Origin of the sequence: Alcaligenes faecalis (assembly GCF_041521385.1) — a bacterium.
Lineage (GTDB): Bacteria > Pseudomonadota > Gammaproteobacteria > Burkholderiales > Burkholderiaceae_B > Alcaligenes > Alcaligenes faecalis_E.
In genome coordinates, this window is the sequence record NZ_CP168006.1 from 2,979,570 (window position 1) to 2,995,554 (window position 15,985).

The window sequence follows — 15,985 nt, forward strand, 5'->3', positions numbered from 1 at the left end:
CGCTCCGGGGACCGGGCCTAGTGCGCGGCTCTAATTGTTTATGGTTGCATTATATACACCCGGTGCGGTGGCTCTGATTAAGGCGCCGATGGGTTACGGTCTTCCCGCAGGCGGGCCGGGTCCAGTAGTCGGGCCAGCTCGATCAGGGTACGGGCCTGCATTTTTTCCAGTGCTCGGGCGCGGTGTACCTCCACCGTGCGCATGGTGATGTTCAGGTCCTGGGCAATCTGCTTGTTCAGCCGTCCTTCCAGCGCCAGGGCCAGCACCTCGCGCTCGCGTTGGGACAAGGTGTCCAGTCGCTCTTCCAGCGCCTGCTCATTGTCGCGCTCTGCCTGGCTGGCCTCGTAGCTGCGCAGCACGTCCAGCACGCGGTCCACCAGGTCGTTATCGTTAAAAGGCTTTTCGATGAAATCCGCCGCGCCTTGTTTCAGCGCGTTTACGGCCAGGGGCAGGTCGCCGTGGCCAGTCAGGAAAATAACGGGCAGGCAGGACTGGCGCAGGCGCAATTGCTCAAAGACTTCCAGGCCTGACAAGCCGTCCATGCGTATGTCGAGCAGAATGCAGCCGTGGGTTTCGGGGCTGAGGGCATTCAGAAAAGCCTCGCCGTTTTCCCAACGTTCGGTATTGACCTGACGGGTGGAGAAAAGCCAGGACAGGGCATCGCGGATGGCCGGGTCGTCGTCCACGATGTGGACCAAAGGGGCGCGCTTAGTCATGTTCAATCAAGGGTAAGGAAAACAGGAAGGTGGCACCGTGGGGAACCCCGTTTTCAAACCAGAGTTTGCCATGGTGCAGCTCCACAATGGAGCGGCAAATATTCAGGCCAATGCCCAGGCCCTGGGCTTTGGTGGTGGTAAAGGCCTGGAACACTTCGGCCATGATCGTGGCTGCCACACCAGGGCCCTGGTCGGCCACCATCACCAGCACCACGCCGTTGCTGGCCTGCATGCTGACTTCCAGTACCCGGCGCTCTGGCTCCAGGCCGGACATGGCCTCAGCGGCATTGCGCAGCAGGTTGAAAATCAGTTGTTCCAGCAGCACCTTGTCGCCCATGACGGGCAGGTTCTCGGGGTGGGAGGGCACAATCAACTGAATCTGGTGGTGACGCAGGCCTGCTTTGGCCATGGCCAGTGCGCCTTGCAGGGCATCAGGCAAGTTCAGGGAGCTGAGCTGAGGGTCGCGCTTGCGGACAAAGTCGTGGATGCGGTGGATGATTTGTCCGGCACGACGGGTTTGTTCTGCCAGACTTTCCAGGCCTCGGCGCAGTTGCTTGGGGTCCAGCGGTTCCTGGCCCAGCAGGTTCAGGGAGCCGGCTGCATAGCTGGCAATGGCCGAGAGCGGCTGGTTCAGTTCATGGGCCAGTGTGGAGGCCATCTCGCCCATGGTGATGAGTTTGGCCGTATGGTGCAGTTGCTCGGATTGTGAACTGGCCAAGGCTTCTGCCTGTTTGCGTGAACTGACATCGATGATGGAGCTGATCCAGCCTACGTGCCGCTGCTGGGCGTCAATCAGTGGGGATTCAAAGACCTGCACATCAACGCGCGAGCCGTCCGGGCGCTGGAACAGCGTGTCAAAGACTTGCACGGAGCGGGAGGATTTCAGACGGTCCCGACGCTCCAGCGTTTCATCCATCATCTCCGGCACCCACCAGGGCATGGGGGGCACCAGACCGATAACCTCTTCGCTGCTACGGCCTACCAGCTCGCAAAACGCCGGGTTGACATACAGCACCTTGCCGTCCAGATCGCGGGCGCGCATACCGGTCACCATGGAGTTCTCGATGGCACTGCGAAAGGCTTGTTCCTGCATCAGGGCTAGTTCCGCATCGCGGCGCTTGCGGGCGTAGTGATGCTGCATGGCCAGGTTCACCACAGCCAGCAGGGCCAGACCGGCAATCACGGTCAGCAGCAAGGTGAAGGTGGGAATGTTTGTTTGTGGATAAGGCGTCATCAGCAAGCGCACACCATGCAGGGGCGGGTCTACCGACATGGCGTAACGCAATTCGCTTTGCCCCGGCTCGCCTTTGGAGCGTGTGGCAAGCGTCTGATCGCCCTGGTCAATCAAGGAAACGTGATATTGCTCGGCGATCCACCAGGGCACGTTCTCCATCAGGATGGTGGCCAGGGAAAAAGTGGCGCGCAAGGTGCCGACAATATCGTTGTGCTCGTAAATGGGCACCACCAGATCCAGCACGCTTTCCTGATGCTCATTGGAGTAGTAGGCCGGCAGCCAGGTAGAGGTGCGCGGTGTGCTGACGTGGGCCGCAATCCGGGTGTCGGCACCCGGTGGCCGCACCAGCAAGGTGGTGCCAAAGCGATCTTGTACCGCGACTTTGAGTAGATCGGGGTGAATGGTCTTGAAGTGCTGTAGCTGCGTTAATGCCGTCTGGGTGGTGATGGGCTGGGAGTGGACTTTAATCTCACTGGCAATGCGGCGTAAATTGTTCTCATGCGAGCGCAACTGAAAGGACAGGGACTGCTCTACCCACAAGGCATTGCGTATCAGTTCGTTGGATTGCTCCTCATGGCGCTCTTTGCTGACTGCCCAGGCAAACACGCCCATCAGCAGCACAATAATCAGAATGGCCAAAATAGGCACATAGCTGCTGATCGGGTGGGCAGCCAGGGTGCGTGAGGCAGACTGGCGCATGAATCCGGACGGACGGGCAAGACGCATCATGACAAAAGGTTTCGGATTTCCACAATAGATAATTCGGGATCGCTTTTTTAAGCTACACGCTTTCACGCAAATCAATCAATAACACGTGTCGGTTCCCCACCGACCGGAGGCAAACATGAAAAAGACCCTTGTGGCCAGCTTGCTGGCGTCCGTATTTTTGTCCGCGCCTGTTCTGGCTGACCCCATGATCATCAAGTTCAGCCACGTTGTGTCGCCCGATACACCAAAAGGCAAGGGGGCATTGCGCTTTAAAGAACTGGCTGAAAAATACACCGAGGGCAAGGTCGTTGTCGAAGTCTACCCGAACTCGCAACTGTACAAAGACAAGGAAGAGCTGGAAGCGTTGCAACTGGGCGCCGTACACATGCTGGCCCCATCGCTGGCCAAGTTTGGTCCTCTGGGTGTGCGCGAATTTGAGGTGTTCGATCTGCCTTTTATCTTCAATGACCGTACGGACCTGCGTAAAGTGACCGAGGGGCCGGTGGGCCGGATGTTGCTGGACAAGCTGGAACCCAAAGGTATCAAGGGCCTGTCCTACTGGGATAACGGCTTTAAGGTCATGAGTGCCAACACGCCCTTGAAAAGCGTGGACGATTTCCTGGGTCTGAAGATGCGTATCCAGTCCTCCAAGGTTCTGGAAGCCCAGTTCAAGGCATTGGACGCTGTGCCTCAGGTGATGGCGTTCTCCGAGGTGTACCAGGCCCTGCAAACCGGTGTGGTTGATGGCACCGAGAACCCGCCATCCAATATGTACACCCAGAAAATGCACGAAGTGCAAAAACACGCCACCGTGTCCAACCACGGTTATCTGGGCTATGCCGTGATCGTGAACAAGAAGTTCTGGGAAGGTCTGCCTGACGATATTCGCCAAGGCATGGAAAAAGCCATGGACGAAGCCACGGTTTACGCCAACGACATTGCTGAGCAAGAGAACAACGATTCCATGAAGGCCATGCAAGAGTCCGGCAAGACTCAGTTCTATCCGTTGAGCGATGCCGAGCGCCAGGAATGGGTCAAGCAGTTGCAGCCTGTTCACAAGGAAATGGCGTCCCGTATCGGTCAGGACGTGATCGATGCCTTTTACAAGGCGACCGAATAAAGTCGGTTTTCCCTGATTGTCTTGTACAGGTCTGTTTCAGACCTGCTCCGTTTTTCTTCCCGCTACTGCGCTGCGCCTGCCCGTGATCCGGGTGGGCTCGCTGTAGTCTGGAGCTACCCATGTTCTTACGTATTCTGGACCGCTTTGAGGAGGCGTTCATTTCGCTTCTCATGGTGGCCGCCGTGGTGATTATTTTCGTAGCGGTCTGCCAGCGTTACTCGGTCAGCATGCTGGCTGATCTGGTGTCCTGGTCGCGTGCCCAGGGTTACGAATCCGTGATGGCTATGGCCCGTTCAAGCTATCGCAGTGTGGCTGGCATCAATTTGCTTTGGGCGCAGGAGCTTTGTATTTACCTGTTTGTCTGGATGGCCAAGTTTGGCGCCGCATACGGCGTACGCGTGGGTATCCACGTGGGGGTGGACGTGCTGGTTAACGCGGTAGGACCGCGTTGGCGTCATCTGCTGGTGGTGATTTCCCTGTTCGCCGGTGCCTTGTTTACCGCCATGGTTGCCTGGATTGGCGGCAGCTTTGTGTACGACATTGCCCAGACAGCCCAAGTGTCGGCTGACCTGGAGGTGCCAGTATGGATTGTGTATCTGGCGGTGCCTGCGGGTTCCCTGCTGATGTGCTTCCGTTTCCTGCAAGCCTTGATGAATTTCATTCAGACTGGCCAGTTGCCCCATCACGAGCCTGCGGCTGATCTGATCGCTGAAACAGAGCGCGGTGTGTCTGAATCCGAAGGAGCGCGCGCATGACCGCCCTGATTATTTTTGCCTTGCTGGCTATCCTGCTGTTGACAGGTATGCCTGTGTCGATTGCCTTGGGTCTGACGGTGATGGGTTTCCTGTTCACCATGACCGACGTACCGATGGACAGTATTGCCCTGAAACTGTTCACCGGGATCGAGAAGTTCGAGATCATGGCGATTCCGTTCTTCATCCTGGCCGGTAGTTTCCTGACGCATGGCGGGGTCGCGCAGCGCATGATTCGCTTTGCTGCTTCCATGGTGGGTCACTTGCCCGGCGGCATGGGTTTGGCAGCGGTGCTGGCTTGCGCCTTGTTTGCCTCTATCAGTGGTTCTTCGCCTGCGACCGTGGCAGCCATTGGCTCCATCATGATTCCAGCCATGGTCAAACAAGGCTATCCCGCCCAGTTCGGGACTGGCATTGTGGCGACCTCTGGTGGGTTGGGTATCTTGCTGCCGCCCTCAATTGTGATGGTGATGTATGCAGTGGCCACCAGCGGCATGATGGTCGAAGGTCCGGATGGGGCCAAAGTGGGTACGGCCTCAATTGGTCAGCTATTTATTGCAGGTGTGGTGCCGGGCTTGATCTTGGCGCTTGCCTTAGGTGCGACCACCATGTTCCGCGCCTGGAAAATGAACTACCCCCGTATGCCGCGTGCCTCTTTCAAAGAGCGTTGGCGCGCCTTCATGGATTCCATCTGGGGGCTGATGCTGATCGTGATTGTGATGGGGGGGATTTACTCCGGTGTGTTCACGCCTACCGAAGCCGCCGCTATCAGCGCCGTGTACGCCTTTGTGATTGCGGTCTGGGTCTACAAGGATGTGAAGCTGCGCGAGGTAAAACGCATTGTGCTGGAGTCGGCGGCCATGAGTGCCATGCTGCTGTACATCATCACGAACGCGGTCATGTTTGCCTTCATTCTGACCTCCGAACAGATTCCACAGGCCATTGCTGAATGGATTGTGTCGCAAGGGATGGGGTTGATTGCCTTCTTGCTGTTCGTCAATGTCTTGTTGCTGGTGATCGGTATGGTCATGGAACCATCGGGTCTGATCCTGATTATGGCTCCCATTCTGTTCCCGGTTGCCATGAAGTTGGGCATGGACCCGGTTCACTTCGGCATTATGATGGTGGTGAATATGGAGATCGGATTGGCAACGCCGCCGGTTGGCTTGAACCTGTATGTTGCGTCCAGCATATCGAAGTTGGGCCTGACCGAAGTCACCAAGTCCACCATGCCGTGGTTGCTGACCGGTCTGGCCTTCCTGTTGATGATTACCTTTATTCCAGGCATTACGCTTTGGCTGCCCCGCATGATGGGGTGGCTGTAGAAGTCCTGATCGCTATCCGCGAACGGGGCAAGGTGAGCCCATGACGGGCAGGACGACTTTATGCAATCTGTGTAAAACGTGTATCACCTGGAAGGTCGGGCAAAAAAAGCCCGGCCTTTTTTTTGTCGGTTTGGTGACCTGAGAGGGCAGGCAGCCCGATTTGTTTCGGATGAACAACGATTCGATGCGCTCTGTTTTCATACTGAAACGTACTGATAAGTATTATTTGTCTGTCAGACACGTCAGTCTATTAGTATCATAGATTGCTCGGGCCGCCATACTGGCGGTATTTATTCATACGGAGACCTTATGTCCATTTCAGTTGGTGTGCGCGTTCCAGACGCGACCCTTAGCGAGTACATTGAAACCGCCACAGAAAGCTGCCCAATGGGCCCCAATAACTTTCAGGTGGCTGATCTGGTTAAAGGCAAAAAAATTGCCGTATTTGCCGTTCCCGGCGCTTTCACCCCTACCTGCTCCGAGCAACACTTGCCTGGCTTTATTGCCAAGGCCGACGAGTTCAAGGCTGCTGGCGTGGATGAGATCTGGTGTGTGGCGGTGAACGATCCTTTCGTGATGGGTGCGTGGGGCAAGTCCCTGAACGCCAAGGGCAAAGTGCGCTTGTTGGCCGATGGCAGTGCTATCTGGACCAAAGCATTGGGTTTGGAATTTGACCTGACTGCCAAAGGTCTGGGCGTGCGCTCCAAGCGTTTTTCCGCCTTGCTGGATGACGGCGTTGTTACACACCTGAACATTGATAGCGACGGCGGCCTGCACACATCGGATGCAGACACTCTGTTGACACAGGTAAAGTCTTAAGTATTTGATCCCCCCTGCCAGTCCGGCGTGGCCAGGGAAATCACGATAACAAGGCGCTGGCTGCAAGCTGGCGCTTTTTTTACCGTGCTCCTGTTGTAAAACCCAGGCTGCAGCCAGAGCGATAACCAGAAGCAGCGCGACGCTGCAGTTTTTTTAGGATGTGTGAATGCTGTCATCGGTGGGTGCGTTTTCGTCCCTGTACTTTGCGACCCTGATGCTCTTGCTCAGCTCGGGCCTGTTCAATACCTTCATGGGGGTGCGCCTGACGGCCACCTCCGTGTCAGAGGTATGGATTGGTGGGCTGATTGCGGTGTATTACCTGGGTCTGGTATTTGGTGCTCGTATGGGCCATCGCCTGATCATGGGCGTGGGCCATATTCGTGCGTACGCCGCCAGTGCTGCCATTGTCACCATCTGTGTCTTGCTTCAGATTCTGGTCGATTCCATGTATATCTGGCTGCTGCTGCGCTTTTTGGCGGGTGCGGCCATGGTGGTGCAGTTCATGGGTATTGAAAGCTGGCTGAACGAGCAAAGCGACAATAACCAGCGCGGCACTATTTTTGCCATTTACATGGTGTTCTCCAGCCTGGGTACTGTACTGGGGCAGTTGTCTTTGACTCTGTTCCCGCATCTGAATTACGAGCCCCTGGTGTTTGTGGCGATCTGTTCAGCCTTCAGTCTTGTGCCGGTGGCAATTACCCGCCGCAGTCATCCGCCTTTACAAGTACCCGCACCCATTAACGCGCGTTACTACATAGACCGTGTGCCCTTGTCCTTGATGGTGCTGCTGGTGGCTGGCATGTTGACAGGGGCCTTTTACGGGCTGGCGCCGGTGTATGCGGTGCGTGTCCATTTAAGCAGTGAGCAGGCCGCCTTGTTTGTTGCGGTGTCGGTGGCTGCCGGGGTGCTGGCTCAATGGCCGGTGGGCTGGCTGGCGGACCGTATGAGTCGCGTCAAGCTCATTCGCATTAACGCGATTTGTTTGCTTGCCTTGGCTATCCCCTTGTGGGGCTGGTTCGAGGCACCGTTTTGGTTCTTGCTGGTTTTTTCCGCCCTGTTCGGGATTCTGCAGTTTACGCTGTACCCTTTAGGTGCAGCTTTCGCCAACGATAATGTGGACCCGGAGCGGCGAGTCGGCTTGAGTGCCATTCTGTACATGGTGTATGGCCTGGGGGCCTGTCTGGGGCCGCTGCTTGCCGGCGGCTTGATGTCTTATATTGGCAGCAATCTGTACTACATCTTCGTGGCAGCCTGTGGCTTGGCACTGATTTTGCTGGTTCGTCCGCAAAAAGTACTGGGTGACCACCTGAGTCAGGATGCACCCACCAACTTTGTGCCTATGCCCGATAGCTTGCAAAGCTCGGCTGCGGCGGTGGCACTGGATCCACGAGTAGATATCAGTTCGGACGTGTCACACGACCCGGTGTTCGAGGATCTGCCCCCGGTTGAGGAGCGCGTGCCAGCAACAACAGAAAGCACCGCTGTGGAGCGTCAGGCAGAGGATGAGGCGACAGCAGAGACGTTTGCCGGGGAGGGCAAGAGCGCAGACCCTGTCGTTGACCGTCCAGCAGGTTCAGGGGATTCGGACGCCTTTGGGAACGTGGCAGATTTGGAAAAACCGGCTGGTGAGGTCGATGCAGAGAATGAGCGTAAACCGTCAGACCCTGCCCGTTAACAGGTGCCAGACTTGCGCCTGTTTTGGCCGTGCGTTTCGATAACGGTTCGCCCATATAAAACCCAGGCTGGGCCTGGGTTTATATGGCTGCTCAAAAGTTAAATCTGGAATTCAGGTCCGTTAAATTCAGCTTCAAGCTCAATCTTGCCAGCCAGAATATCCTGCTGCCGCGCTGCACTATGTGGGCGAATAGATACGGCCCGGCCGTGTTTTGGGCTTAACGCGGGATCAGGGCCACGATAGCGCCAATTGCCAGTGCAATCCCCAGCATATTGAGCGCACTGAGTTTTTCTTTGAAAAATCCCGCACCAATGATGGCCCCCAGGGCAATGACACCAATATTCATGGCCGAAAACACCAGGGTAGGGTTTTCCGGGAAGATCTGGTGGGCGCGAATATAAAAGAAAATATTCCCGAAGTTCAGCAAACCCAGTACCAGACCGGCCAAGAGGCTGCCTTTGTGCCAGTGGGTGCGTTTGGCCAGCAGCCAGCACAGCATCAGCGCACCGGCCAGTGAGAAGGACACCACCAGACTGCTGGAGAAAGCGGCGCCAGCTTTGGAGAGCTGCTTGAACATGATGTCGATCACGCCATAGCCCAGCCAGACAGCCAGTAGCATCAGGGCAGGATGACCGGAGCCTGCTTCCTGGCTACTGGCCTGCCGTGGACGTATCAGCAGGCACAGCAAGGCGATCAGGGCCAGGGCGATGCCCAGCAGTTTCTGGCCAGCCAGGTGCTCGCCAAACAAAAGAAAGGCCGCCAGCAAGGGAATGAACAGGGACAGGCGCTGGGCAGCATCGCTCAACACAATCCCGGCTTGCCGTACTGCCGCCGCCATGAACAGAAACACGCTGGGCAAGAGCACACCCAAGGCAATCAGAATCCACCAGGGTGTGGCGGGGTTCAGCAGGCTGCTGGGATGCGGTTGCAGCAGCACCAGACTCAAGGTCACTGCCACGCCGTAGTTGACCATGATGGCCTGGGCGACATCGATCTGCCGCTGGCGAGCCACTTTGAGCAGAATGGAAACCGCGACACTGCACAGAATGCTGGCGATCAGAGTGAGCATATTAGAGGGCCTCGACCATCGCGCGTGGACGGGTTTGTTCCAAAGACAAAGGGGGTTCGGACAGCGTCGTTTTGGCGGCTTCCAGTTGCAGACGGGCAAACAGCTCCTGGTCCGCCACAAACTGTGGGTTGCCAGTGGTCAGCAACTGCTCGCCATAGAAAATGGAATTGGCTCCCGCCATAAAGCACAGGGCTTGGGTGCTGTCATCCATGGTTTCACGACCCGCCGACAGGCGCACGGCACTGGTGGGCATCAGGATACGCGCAATGGCAATCGTGCGTACAAACTCGAAGGGGTCCAGATCATCAACCTGGTCCAGCGGGGTGCCCGGCACTTTCACCAATTGGTTGATGGGCACGGACTCGGGGTAGGGGCGCATATTGGCCAGTTGAGCCAGCAGGCCAGCACGCTCGCGACGGCTTTCGCCCATGCCAATGATTCCGCCGCAACAACTGTTCAAACCGGCGGCACGTACGCGCTCCAGCGTGTCCAGGCGGTCTTGGTAAGTACGCGTGCTGATGATCTGGCCATAGAACTCGGGAGAGGTGTCCAGATTGTGGTTGTAGTAGTCCAGACCGGCATCTTTCAGGCGCTGGGCCTGACCGTCTTTGAGCATGCCCAGGGTGACACAGGTTTCCAGTCCCATCGCTTTGACGGCGCTGACCATATCAATGACCTGGTCCAATTGTTTTTCTGTCGGGGAGCGCCAGGCAGCACCCATGCAGAACCGCTGCGCGCCCTGTGCCTGGGCCGCGCGGGCCGCTTCCAGTACCTGTTCCAGAGGCATCAAAGGTTCGGGTTCCAGCTCGGTCTGGTATTTGGAGGATTGCGGGCAGTAGGAGCAATCTTCGGGACAGGCGCCAGTTTTGATGGACAGCAGGCTGGAGAGCTGGATTTGATTGGCCGGGTGGTGCTGTCTATGTACGCTTTGCGCCTGGAATACGAGATCCATAAAGGGCAGCTCGTAAAGCTCCATGATGCGACGAATCGTCCAGGGTGCGGGGTTATTTACAGACATGGCAGGCTACCTTATTCAGTGACGCGGCTATGCTAGGTTCTCTGCCAGTGAAAGACGACTCCAGGGCCTGTCGGATAGTGAAGGTTTTTGCCGTCAAGGGGTTTATTTCGGCGATAGTTGGGCGAAATTGTTGCTAATTTCGTTTAATTTCCGCACATGGGTGCGATACAAACTGTTTCCTGGTTAATGTTTGCAAAATATTTCCGACGCTGGTTCAGTACCTGATTACCGTGGCCTCTACCTTTTTATCCGAGGTAAACTGGCAGACGATTTTGCGAAAGGATAAGCATGCACGTGTTCGAGCGCCGCATCATGGTGGAATGGGGTGATTGCGATGAAGCCGGGATTGTTTTCTATCCCAATTATTTTTACTGGTTTGATTGCACGTATCAGGCGTGGTTGCGGCAAGTCGGTTTAAGCCAGCGTGTCTTGCGACAAGAATACGATGCAGTCACCCCTTTGGTGGATGTCGGTGCCAACTTCCGTGCCCCCGTTACCTATGACCGCGAGATCCGCGTTTGTGTGCAGGTGGCGCAATGGCTGGAGCGGCGCTTCAAGCTTGAGTATCAAGTCTTCAATATGGATGGTGTGCTGGTCGCAACCGGCCACGAGTGGCGCGCCTGGGCACAGGTCTTGCCGGAAGGGAGGCTGAAAGGATCTGTCATTGCCGAGGGTTTTCGTCAGCGTCTAGAAGGGAGCGGGGCTGTGTAAATCAGCCTGCTTAGCGACGGGCAGGCGCTGCTGCACATAGCGCAGTTCTGGCTTGCCATTGACGGGTATATAGACAAAAGCCAATTGCTTGAACAGGCGTGCTTGCCAGCGCGCTTGCTCTAGACTGATGTCCAGCACCAGCAAGCTGGGTTCATCCGGCCATTTTCCTTTGGGATCCAGGTTCACGGCGGGCCACCAATGAAGGTTCTGTTTTTGCAAACTGCGTAGCAGGGTTTCCTGAACGGCATCGTTAAACGCGCGGCTACAAATGTGTGCGCCTGGATTGCAGGCGGTCAAAATCGCCGCGCCATGGCTGTTTTCTTGTTCCAATATTTGATTCAGAGTGCGGTTGAGCCGGCCGATGCGTACGTCTATATCGCCCTGGGGGCTGTGGATTCGGTAAATTGCCTTCTCGAAAGCGTGAGACAGGGCGGTGGGCAGGTTGTTCGATGTGGACATAAGCTAACTGGCGTCGTTCTGTTCTCCGGATCCACAAGACCGGCATTGGGATACCTGGTTTTTTCCTCACAGGGCTCCGTCCCCAGGCAAAAAACGCTCCTTTTTGTGGAAGGAGCGGTGTCTGGCAGGCTTCCTGCCAGACGCGCGTGGGAGAGAGGTGTAAACCATGTATTCATTATTTACACAGTTTCAGCCTTCAAGCAAGTGATGAGACGCGTGGATCCTGGATTCGATTCCAGATCGAGTACAAGCTGGGCAAGAACAAGAGCGTCAGGATGGTGCCAATGGCCGTGCCGCCGATCAGTGTCAGGGCCATGGAGCCCCAGAACACGGAGAAGGACAAGGGGATGAAGGCCAGTACCGCGGCCAGCGCCGTCAAAATAACGGGGCGGGCACGCTGCACGGTCGCTTCAATCACGGCATCGTAGGGGGATGCGCCTTCGGCCCGGTTGGTCTTGATTTGTTCAATCAGAATCAAGGTATTGCGCATCAAAATCCCTGCCAGGCCAATCAGCCCCAAAATCGCGGTAAAGCCAAAGGGTTGCTGGAAAATCAGCAAGGCAGGCACGCTGCCAATCAGGCCCAAGGGGGCGGTCAGGAACACCATGATCATGTTCGAGAGCGAGCGCACCTGAACCACGATAACCAGCAGCATCAAGGCAATCATGACTGGGAAGACGGGCAGTAATGCGTCGTTGGACTTCTTGGCCTCGGCGGTAATGCCGCTCATCTCGATCAGGTAGCCAGGGGGCAGGGAAGCTTGCAAGGAGGCAAACTCCTTCATGACCCGATTGGCCACTTCTGCCGGTTGCACGTGTGGCGCAATATCCCCCCGCACTGTCATGGTGGGCAGGCGGTTGCGACGCGCCAGCTTGGGTTCTTCCTGCATGATTTCCAGCTTGCCGACTTGCTCCAGGGGCAGGTTCTGGCCCTGGTCATTCATGACGGTCAGACCGGACAGACGGGTTGGATCATGGCGGTTGATAGCCGAGCTGCGCGCCACAACCAGCACATTACGCAAGTCCTCGCGGTACTCCGCAACCGTTGCGCCGTCCAGTTGCAACTGGATTTGTTCTGCCAGACTCTGGCGATTCAGGCCCAGGGCTTGCAGACGTTGCGGGTCTACATCCAGCTTCAAGACTGGCACACGCGAACCCCAATCCACGTTCACCTGACGCATGTCCTTGTCGGCACGCATAATCGTCATGGCCTGCTCGGAAATATCGCGTAGCGTGTCCAGGTCGGGGCCGCGCACCAGAAACTCCACGGGGTATTTGGTCGAGGGGCCGAACACCAGTTGCGTTGCGCGCACTCGTGCTTCAGGGGTCAAACCATCGGCCACGACCTGGCGGAAGCGTTGCAGCAGAGCGTCGCGGTCGTGATAATCGGCGGTCAGCACCACCAGACGAGCAAAGGAAGGGTCAGGCAGTTCGGGGTTGTAGGACAGGAAAAAGCGCGGAGCACCTTGCCCGGTATAGCTGGTTACCAGCTTGGTTTCGGGCTGCTCGCGCAGCCAGCTCTCGACCTTGCGAGTAACGGCTTGCGTGGACTGAATACTGCTGCCTTCGGGCAACTGCACTTCTACCAGCAGCTCGGGCCGGTCGGATGTCGGGAAGAACTGTTGTTTGACGAACCCCATGCCCACAACCGCCAATACGAATGCAGCCACCACGATCCCGGCCACCAGAAACTTGTGGTGTACCGACCAGGCAATCATGCGGCGCAGACGCTTGTAGTTGGGGGTGTCGTAAATGGCTTGGTGGCCACCCGGACGGGCAGGAATGGCGGGCAGCAGTTTCACGCCCATGTAGGGAGTGAACGCGACGGCAACCAGCCAGGAGGTCAGCAGGGCAGCGGCCAGAATCCAGAATATATTGCCGGCGTACTCCCCGGCAGAGGAACGGGCAAAGCCCACCGGCAGAAAGCCGATGATCGTCACCAGTGTGCCGGACAACATGGGGGCCGCCGTATGGTTCCAGGCATAGGCAGCGGCTTTCAGGCGGTCCATGCCTTCCTCCATTTTCACGATCATGATCTCGATCGCAATAATGGCATCGTCCACCAGCAGGCCCAGCGAGATAATCAGCGCGCCCAGCGTCACCCGGTCAAACACCTTGCCCGTCATCATCATGATGACAAATACCATGGCCAGCGTCAGGGGGACGGCTGCTGCCACCACAATCCCGACCCGCCAGCCCATGCTGATCAGACACACCAGCAGTACGACGCTGAGTGCAGCAAAGAACTTGAACATGAACTCGCCCACGGCGGAGGCAATGTTCACCGACTGGTTGGTCACGGTCTCCAGCGAGAAACCCAGAGGCAGGGCAGCGGCAATATCTTCCCGTGCCTTTTCCAGATCCTTGCCCAGATACAGGCCGTTGTAGCCCTCTTGCATCACCACATCCAGCAGCATGGCAAATTCGGCGTTGTGGTGAATCTCGAAGCTGGGCGGGTCTTCGTAACCCCGGCTGACAGTGGCGATATCCCCCAGTCGTAGCGTGTGGCCTTGCACATAGATGTAGGTGTTGCGGATGGCCTCTACATCATCCAGCCCGGCACTGAGACGCAGATGAATGCGCGGCCCATCGGTGCTGACGGCACCACTGGCTGTCATGGCGCTGCGCTTGGACAAGGCTTCCAGAATCTGTTGAGGATTGAGTTGCAGATTGTGCAGCTTGGCCTCGTCCAGATCGATAAAGATGCGCTCGCTTTGTTCGCCCAGAATATTGACCTTCTTGACGCCGGGAACTTGCAATAGCTGGCTGCGTACCTTCTCGGCCTCGCGAGTCAGCAGGCGCGGCGGCAAACCAGGGGCTTGCAGCGCAAACAGGCTGAAGGACACGTCTGAGTACTCATCGTTCACAAACGGTCCTTGTACACCTTTGGGTAGGCGTGGAGCCTGATCTTGCAGTTTTTTGCGTAATTGATAGAACTCGCTTTGTACGTCTGCGGGCGGCATGGTGTCTTTCAGGGTCACGACCATCAGGGCCGTGCCAGGGCGGGTGACCGTCTCTACCCTGTCAAACCAGCGCAGTTCCTGCATGCGCTTTTCCATGGGTTCGGCCACCAGATCCTGCATTTCCTGGGCGGTGGCTCCGGGCCACATGGCGGTGACCGTCAGCACTTTCACGGTAAAAGCCGGGTCTTCGGCTCGTCCCAGCTTCACGAAGGAGTAAATGCCAGAGGCTGCCAGGGCAATAATCAGGAATAGCGTGATGGCCCGTTCGCGCACGGCCAGCGCAGAAAGATTGAAGCGGCCTGTCATGGCTTGGCCTCGCGTGGTTCTGGACGAACTGCCTGGCCTTCATGCAAAAGGTTCGCACCCAAGGCCACGATGGGCGTACCAGCCTCTGGGCCTTGGGACAGGTAAGCGTGTTCCTGGGCCAGTTTGGCAATCGTCACAGGTTGCCAGTGCACGGTTTCCTGATCATCAATGACCCACACGCCGGGGCCTTTGCCCGCATCGTAAATGGCGGTCAGCGGCACCTGATTCAAGGCGTCTGCATCCGGAGGAGTCAAATGCACGATGGCGCTGGAGCCCAGTCTTGCGGTGACATTCTCGCCCTCGAAGGAAAAGCGGGCCTGATAGCTGCGAGTGGTGGGGTCAGACGATTGGGCCAATTCGCGCAGTTGGGCGGGCAGGCTTTCCTGGGAGTCAGTCAGCTCGATCGTGGCGCGGGTGCCAAGTGGAAGATCCCATTGTTCAGGCAAACTGACGATGACATCACGTGGGCCGTCCTGGGCCAGGCGCAGCACCGCTTGCCCCGGGCTGACAACCTGGCCGACATCAGCCAGTTGGGCGGTAATGATGCCACTGGCCTCTGCCTTCAGGGAACTGTATTGCTTGGCATTGCGGGCGATGTCAGCCTGTGCTTGTGCTGACTTCAAGTTCGCCTGGGCACTGCGGAATGCTTGCCTGCTTTGCTCGTGAGCCTGACGGGAGACACCGCCTTGATCCACCAGCAGGGACAGACGCTTGTAATCCGACTGGGCTTGTTCGGCCTGCGCCTGAGCCGCTTGCACAGCCGCCAGACGCGCGCGGTGATCCAGTTGCAGGTCTTTTGGGTCCAGTGTCATCAAGAGTTGGCCTTTCTTTACCCGCTCGCCGTTCTGGACCTGGCGCGTCTCAATCTTGCCGCCTACCCGAAATGCCAGCGGGCTCTCGATTCGCGCGCTGACCAAGCCCAGGAAACGTCGCTGCTGATCGGCCTTGGGCGCAACAACACTTTGAATCACCAACGGAGCCTGGGTGCGAGGGTCGGCTTCTTGTGTCGGCTGGCTGCAACCCATCAGTATCAGGGCAGCGGACAAACTCAAGACGGGGCGAAGAGAGCGGGAAAGAGCCATGCAGGACTCCGGGTAAGTAAAGAGTTGGA

The 15,985-nt window shown here is 57.2% G+C and carries 13 protein-coding genes; 6 read left to right on the forward strand and 7 right to left on the reverse strand.

What is annotated here, in order from left to right; translation table 11 throughout:
- Positions 1-77: 77 nt before the first annotated feature.
- On the reverse strand, positions 78-716 hold the full coding sequence (locus ACDI13_RS13420; RefSeq protein WP_316989216.1) for a response regulator: 639 nt from the start codon (positions 714-716) through the stop codon (positions 78-80).
- Positions 709-2,679, reverse strand: coding sequence for a PAS domain S-box protein (locus ACDI13_RS13425; RefSeq protein ID WP_316989215.1), 1,971 nt, complete (start codon positions 2,677-2,679; stop codon positions 709-711). Before ACDI13_RS13425 ends, ACDI13_RS13420 begins: the two co-directional genes overlap by 8 nt.
- A 115-nt stretch (positions 2,680-2,794) precedes the next feature.
- Here ACDI13_RS13425 and ACDI13_RS13430 point away from each other — a divergent pair, with 115 nt between their 5' ends.
- The 5 genes from ACDI13_RS13430 to ACDI13_RS13450 all read left to right on the forward strand — a co-directional run bounded on the left by ACDI13_RS13430 (position 2,795) and on the right by ACDI13_RS13450 (position 8,349).
- Entirely contained in the window at positions 2,795-3,778 is a 984-nt protein-coding gene (locus tag ACDI13_RS13430) for a TRAP transporter substrate-binding protein (protein ID WP_316989214.1), read from the forward strand.
- Between the two features lie 119 nt (positions 3,779-3,897).
- Positions 3,898-4,533, forward strand: a complete 636-nt coding sequence (locus tag ACDI13_RS13435) for a TRAP transporter small permease (RefSeq protein WP_316989213.1) — start codon at positions 3,898-3,900, stop codon at positions 4,531-4,533.
- Positions 4,530-5,855, forward strand: coding sequence for a TRAP transporter large permease (locus tag ACDI13_RS13440; protein WP_230019029.1), 1,326 nt, complete (start codon positions 4,530-4,532; stop codon positions 5,853-5,855). The genes ACDI13_RS13435 and ACDI13_RS13440 overlap by 4 nt, the downstream gene beginning before the upstream one ends.
- A gap of 309 nt (positions 5,856-6,164) precedes the next feature.
- A complete protein-coding gene (locus tag ACDI13_RS13445) occupies positions 6,165-6,674 on the forward strand; it encodes a peroxiredoxin (RefSeq protein WP_316989212.1) in 510 nt (169 codons plus the stop codon).
- A gap of 166 nt (positions 6,675-6,840) precedes the next feature.
- The gene (locus tag ACDI13_RS13450) at positions 6,841-8,349 is read left to right on the forward strand and encodes an MFS transporter (RefSeq protein WP_316989211.1); all 1,509 of its coding nucleotides are present in this window, start codon (positions 6,841-6,843) and stop codon (positions 8,347-8,349) included.
- Between the two features lie 217 nt (positions 8,350-8,566).
- Here ACDI13_RS13450 and ACDI13_RS13455 read toward each other — a convergent pair whose 3' ends face one another.
- Both ACDI13_RS13455 and bioB read right to left on the reverse strand, forming a co-directional pair.
- Positions 8,567-9,418 (reverse strand): EamA/RhaT family transporter, encoded by an 852-nt coding sequence (locus tag ACDI13_RS13455; RefSeq protein ID WP_316989210.1) that lies wholly within the window; start codon positions 9,416-9,418, stop codon positions 8,567-8,569.
- A 1-nt stretch (position 9,419) separates the two neighbouring features.
- A complete protein-coding gene (gene bioB / locus ACDI13_RS13460) occupies positions 9,420-10,436 on the reverse strand; it encodes a biotin synthase BioB (RefSeq protein WP_316989209.1) in 1,017 nt (338 codons plus the stop codon).
- A 288-nt stretch (positions 10,437-10,724) separates the two neighbouring features.
- On the opposite strand from bioB, the gene ACDI13_RS13465 reads away from it, so the two are divergent.
- Positions 10,725-11,147 carry an acyl-CoA thioesterase gene (locus tag ACDI13_RS13465; protein WP_316989208.1) on the forward strand — a complete coding sequence of 141 codons (423 nt, stop codon included), beginning with the start codon at positions 10,725-10,727 and terminating at the stop codon, positions 11,145-11,147.
- Here the strand turns inward: ACDI13_RS13465 and ACDI13_RS13470 are convergent.
- From ACDI13_RS13470 to ACDI13_RS13480, 3 genes are all read right to left on the reverse strand, one after another.
- Positions 11,124-11,606 carry a DUF3293 domain-containing protein gene (locus tag ACDI13_RS13470; protein WP_316989207.1) on the reverse strand — a complete coding sequence of 161 codons (483 nt, stop codon included), beginning with the start codon at positions 11,604-11,606 and terminating at the stop codon, positions 11,124-11,126. The genes ACDI13_RS13465 and ACDI13_RS13470 overlap by 24 nt on opposite strands.
- A 196-nt stretch (positions 11,607-11,802) precedes the next feature.
- The gene (locus ACDI13_RS13475) at positions 11,803-14,874 is read right to left on the reverse strand and encodes an efflux RND transporter permease subunit (protein ID WP_316989206.1); all 3,072 of its coding nucleotides are present in this window, start codon (positions 14,872-14,874) and stop codon (positions 11,803-11,805) included.
- Positions 14,871-15,956 carry an efflux RND transporter periplasmic adaptor subunit gene (locus ACDI13_RS13480; protein WP_316989205.1) on the reverse strand — a complete coding sequence of 362 codons (1,086 nt, stop codon included), beginning with the start codon at positions 15,954-15,956 and terminating at the stop codon, positions 14,871-14,873. The genes ACDI13_RS13475 and ACDI13_RS13480 overlap by 4 nt, the downstream gene beginning before the upstream one ends.
- Positions 15,957-15,985: the final 29 nt, after the last annotated feature.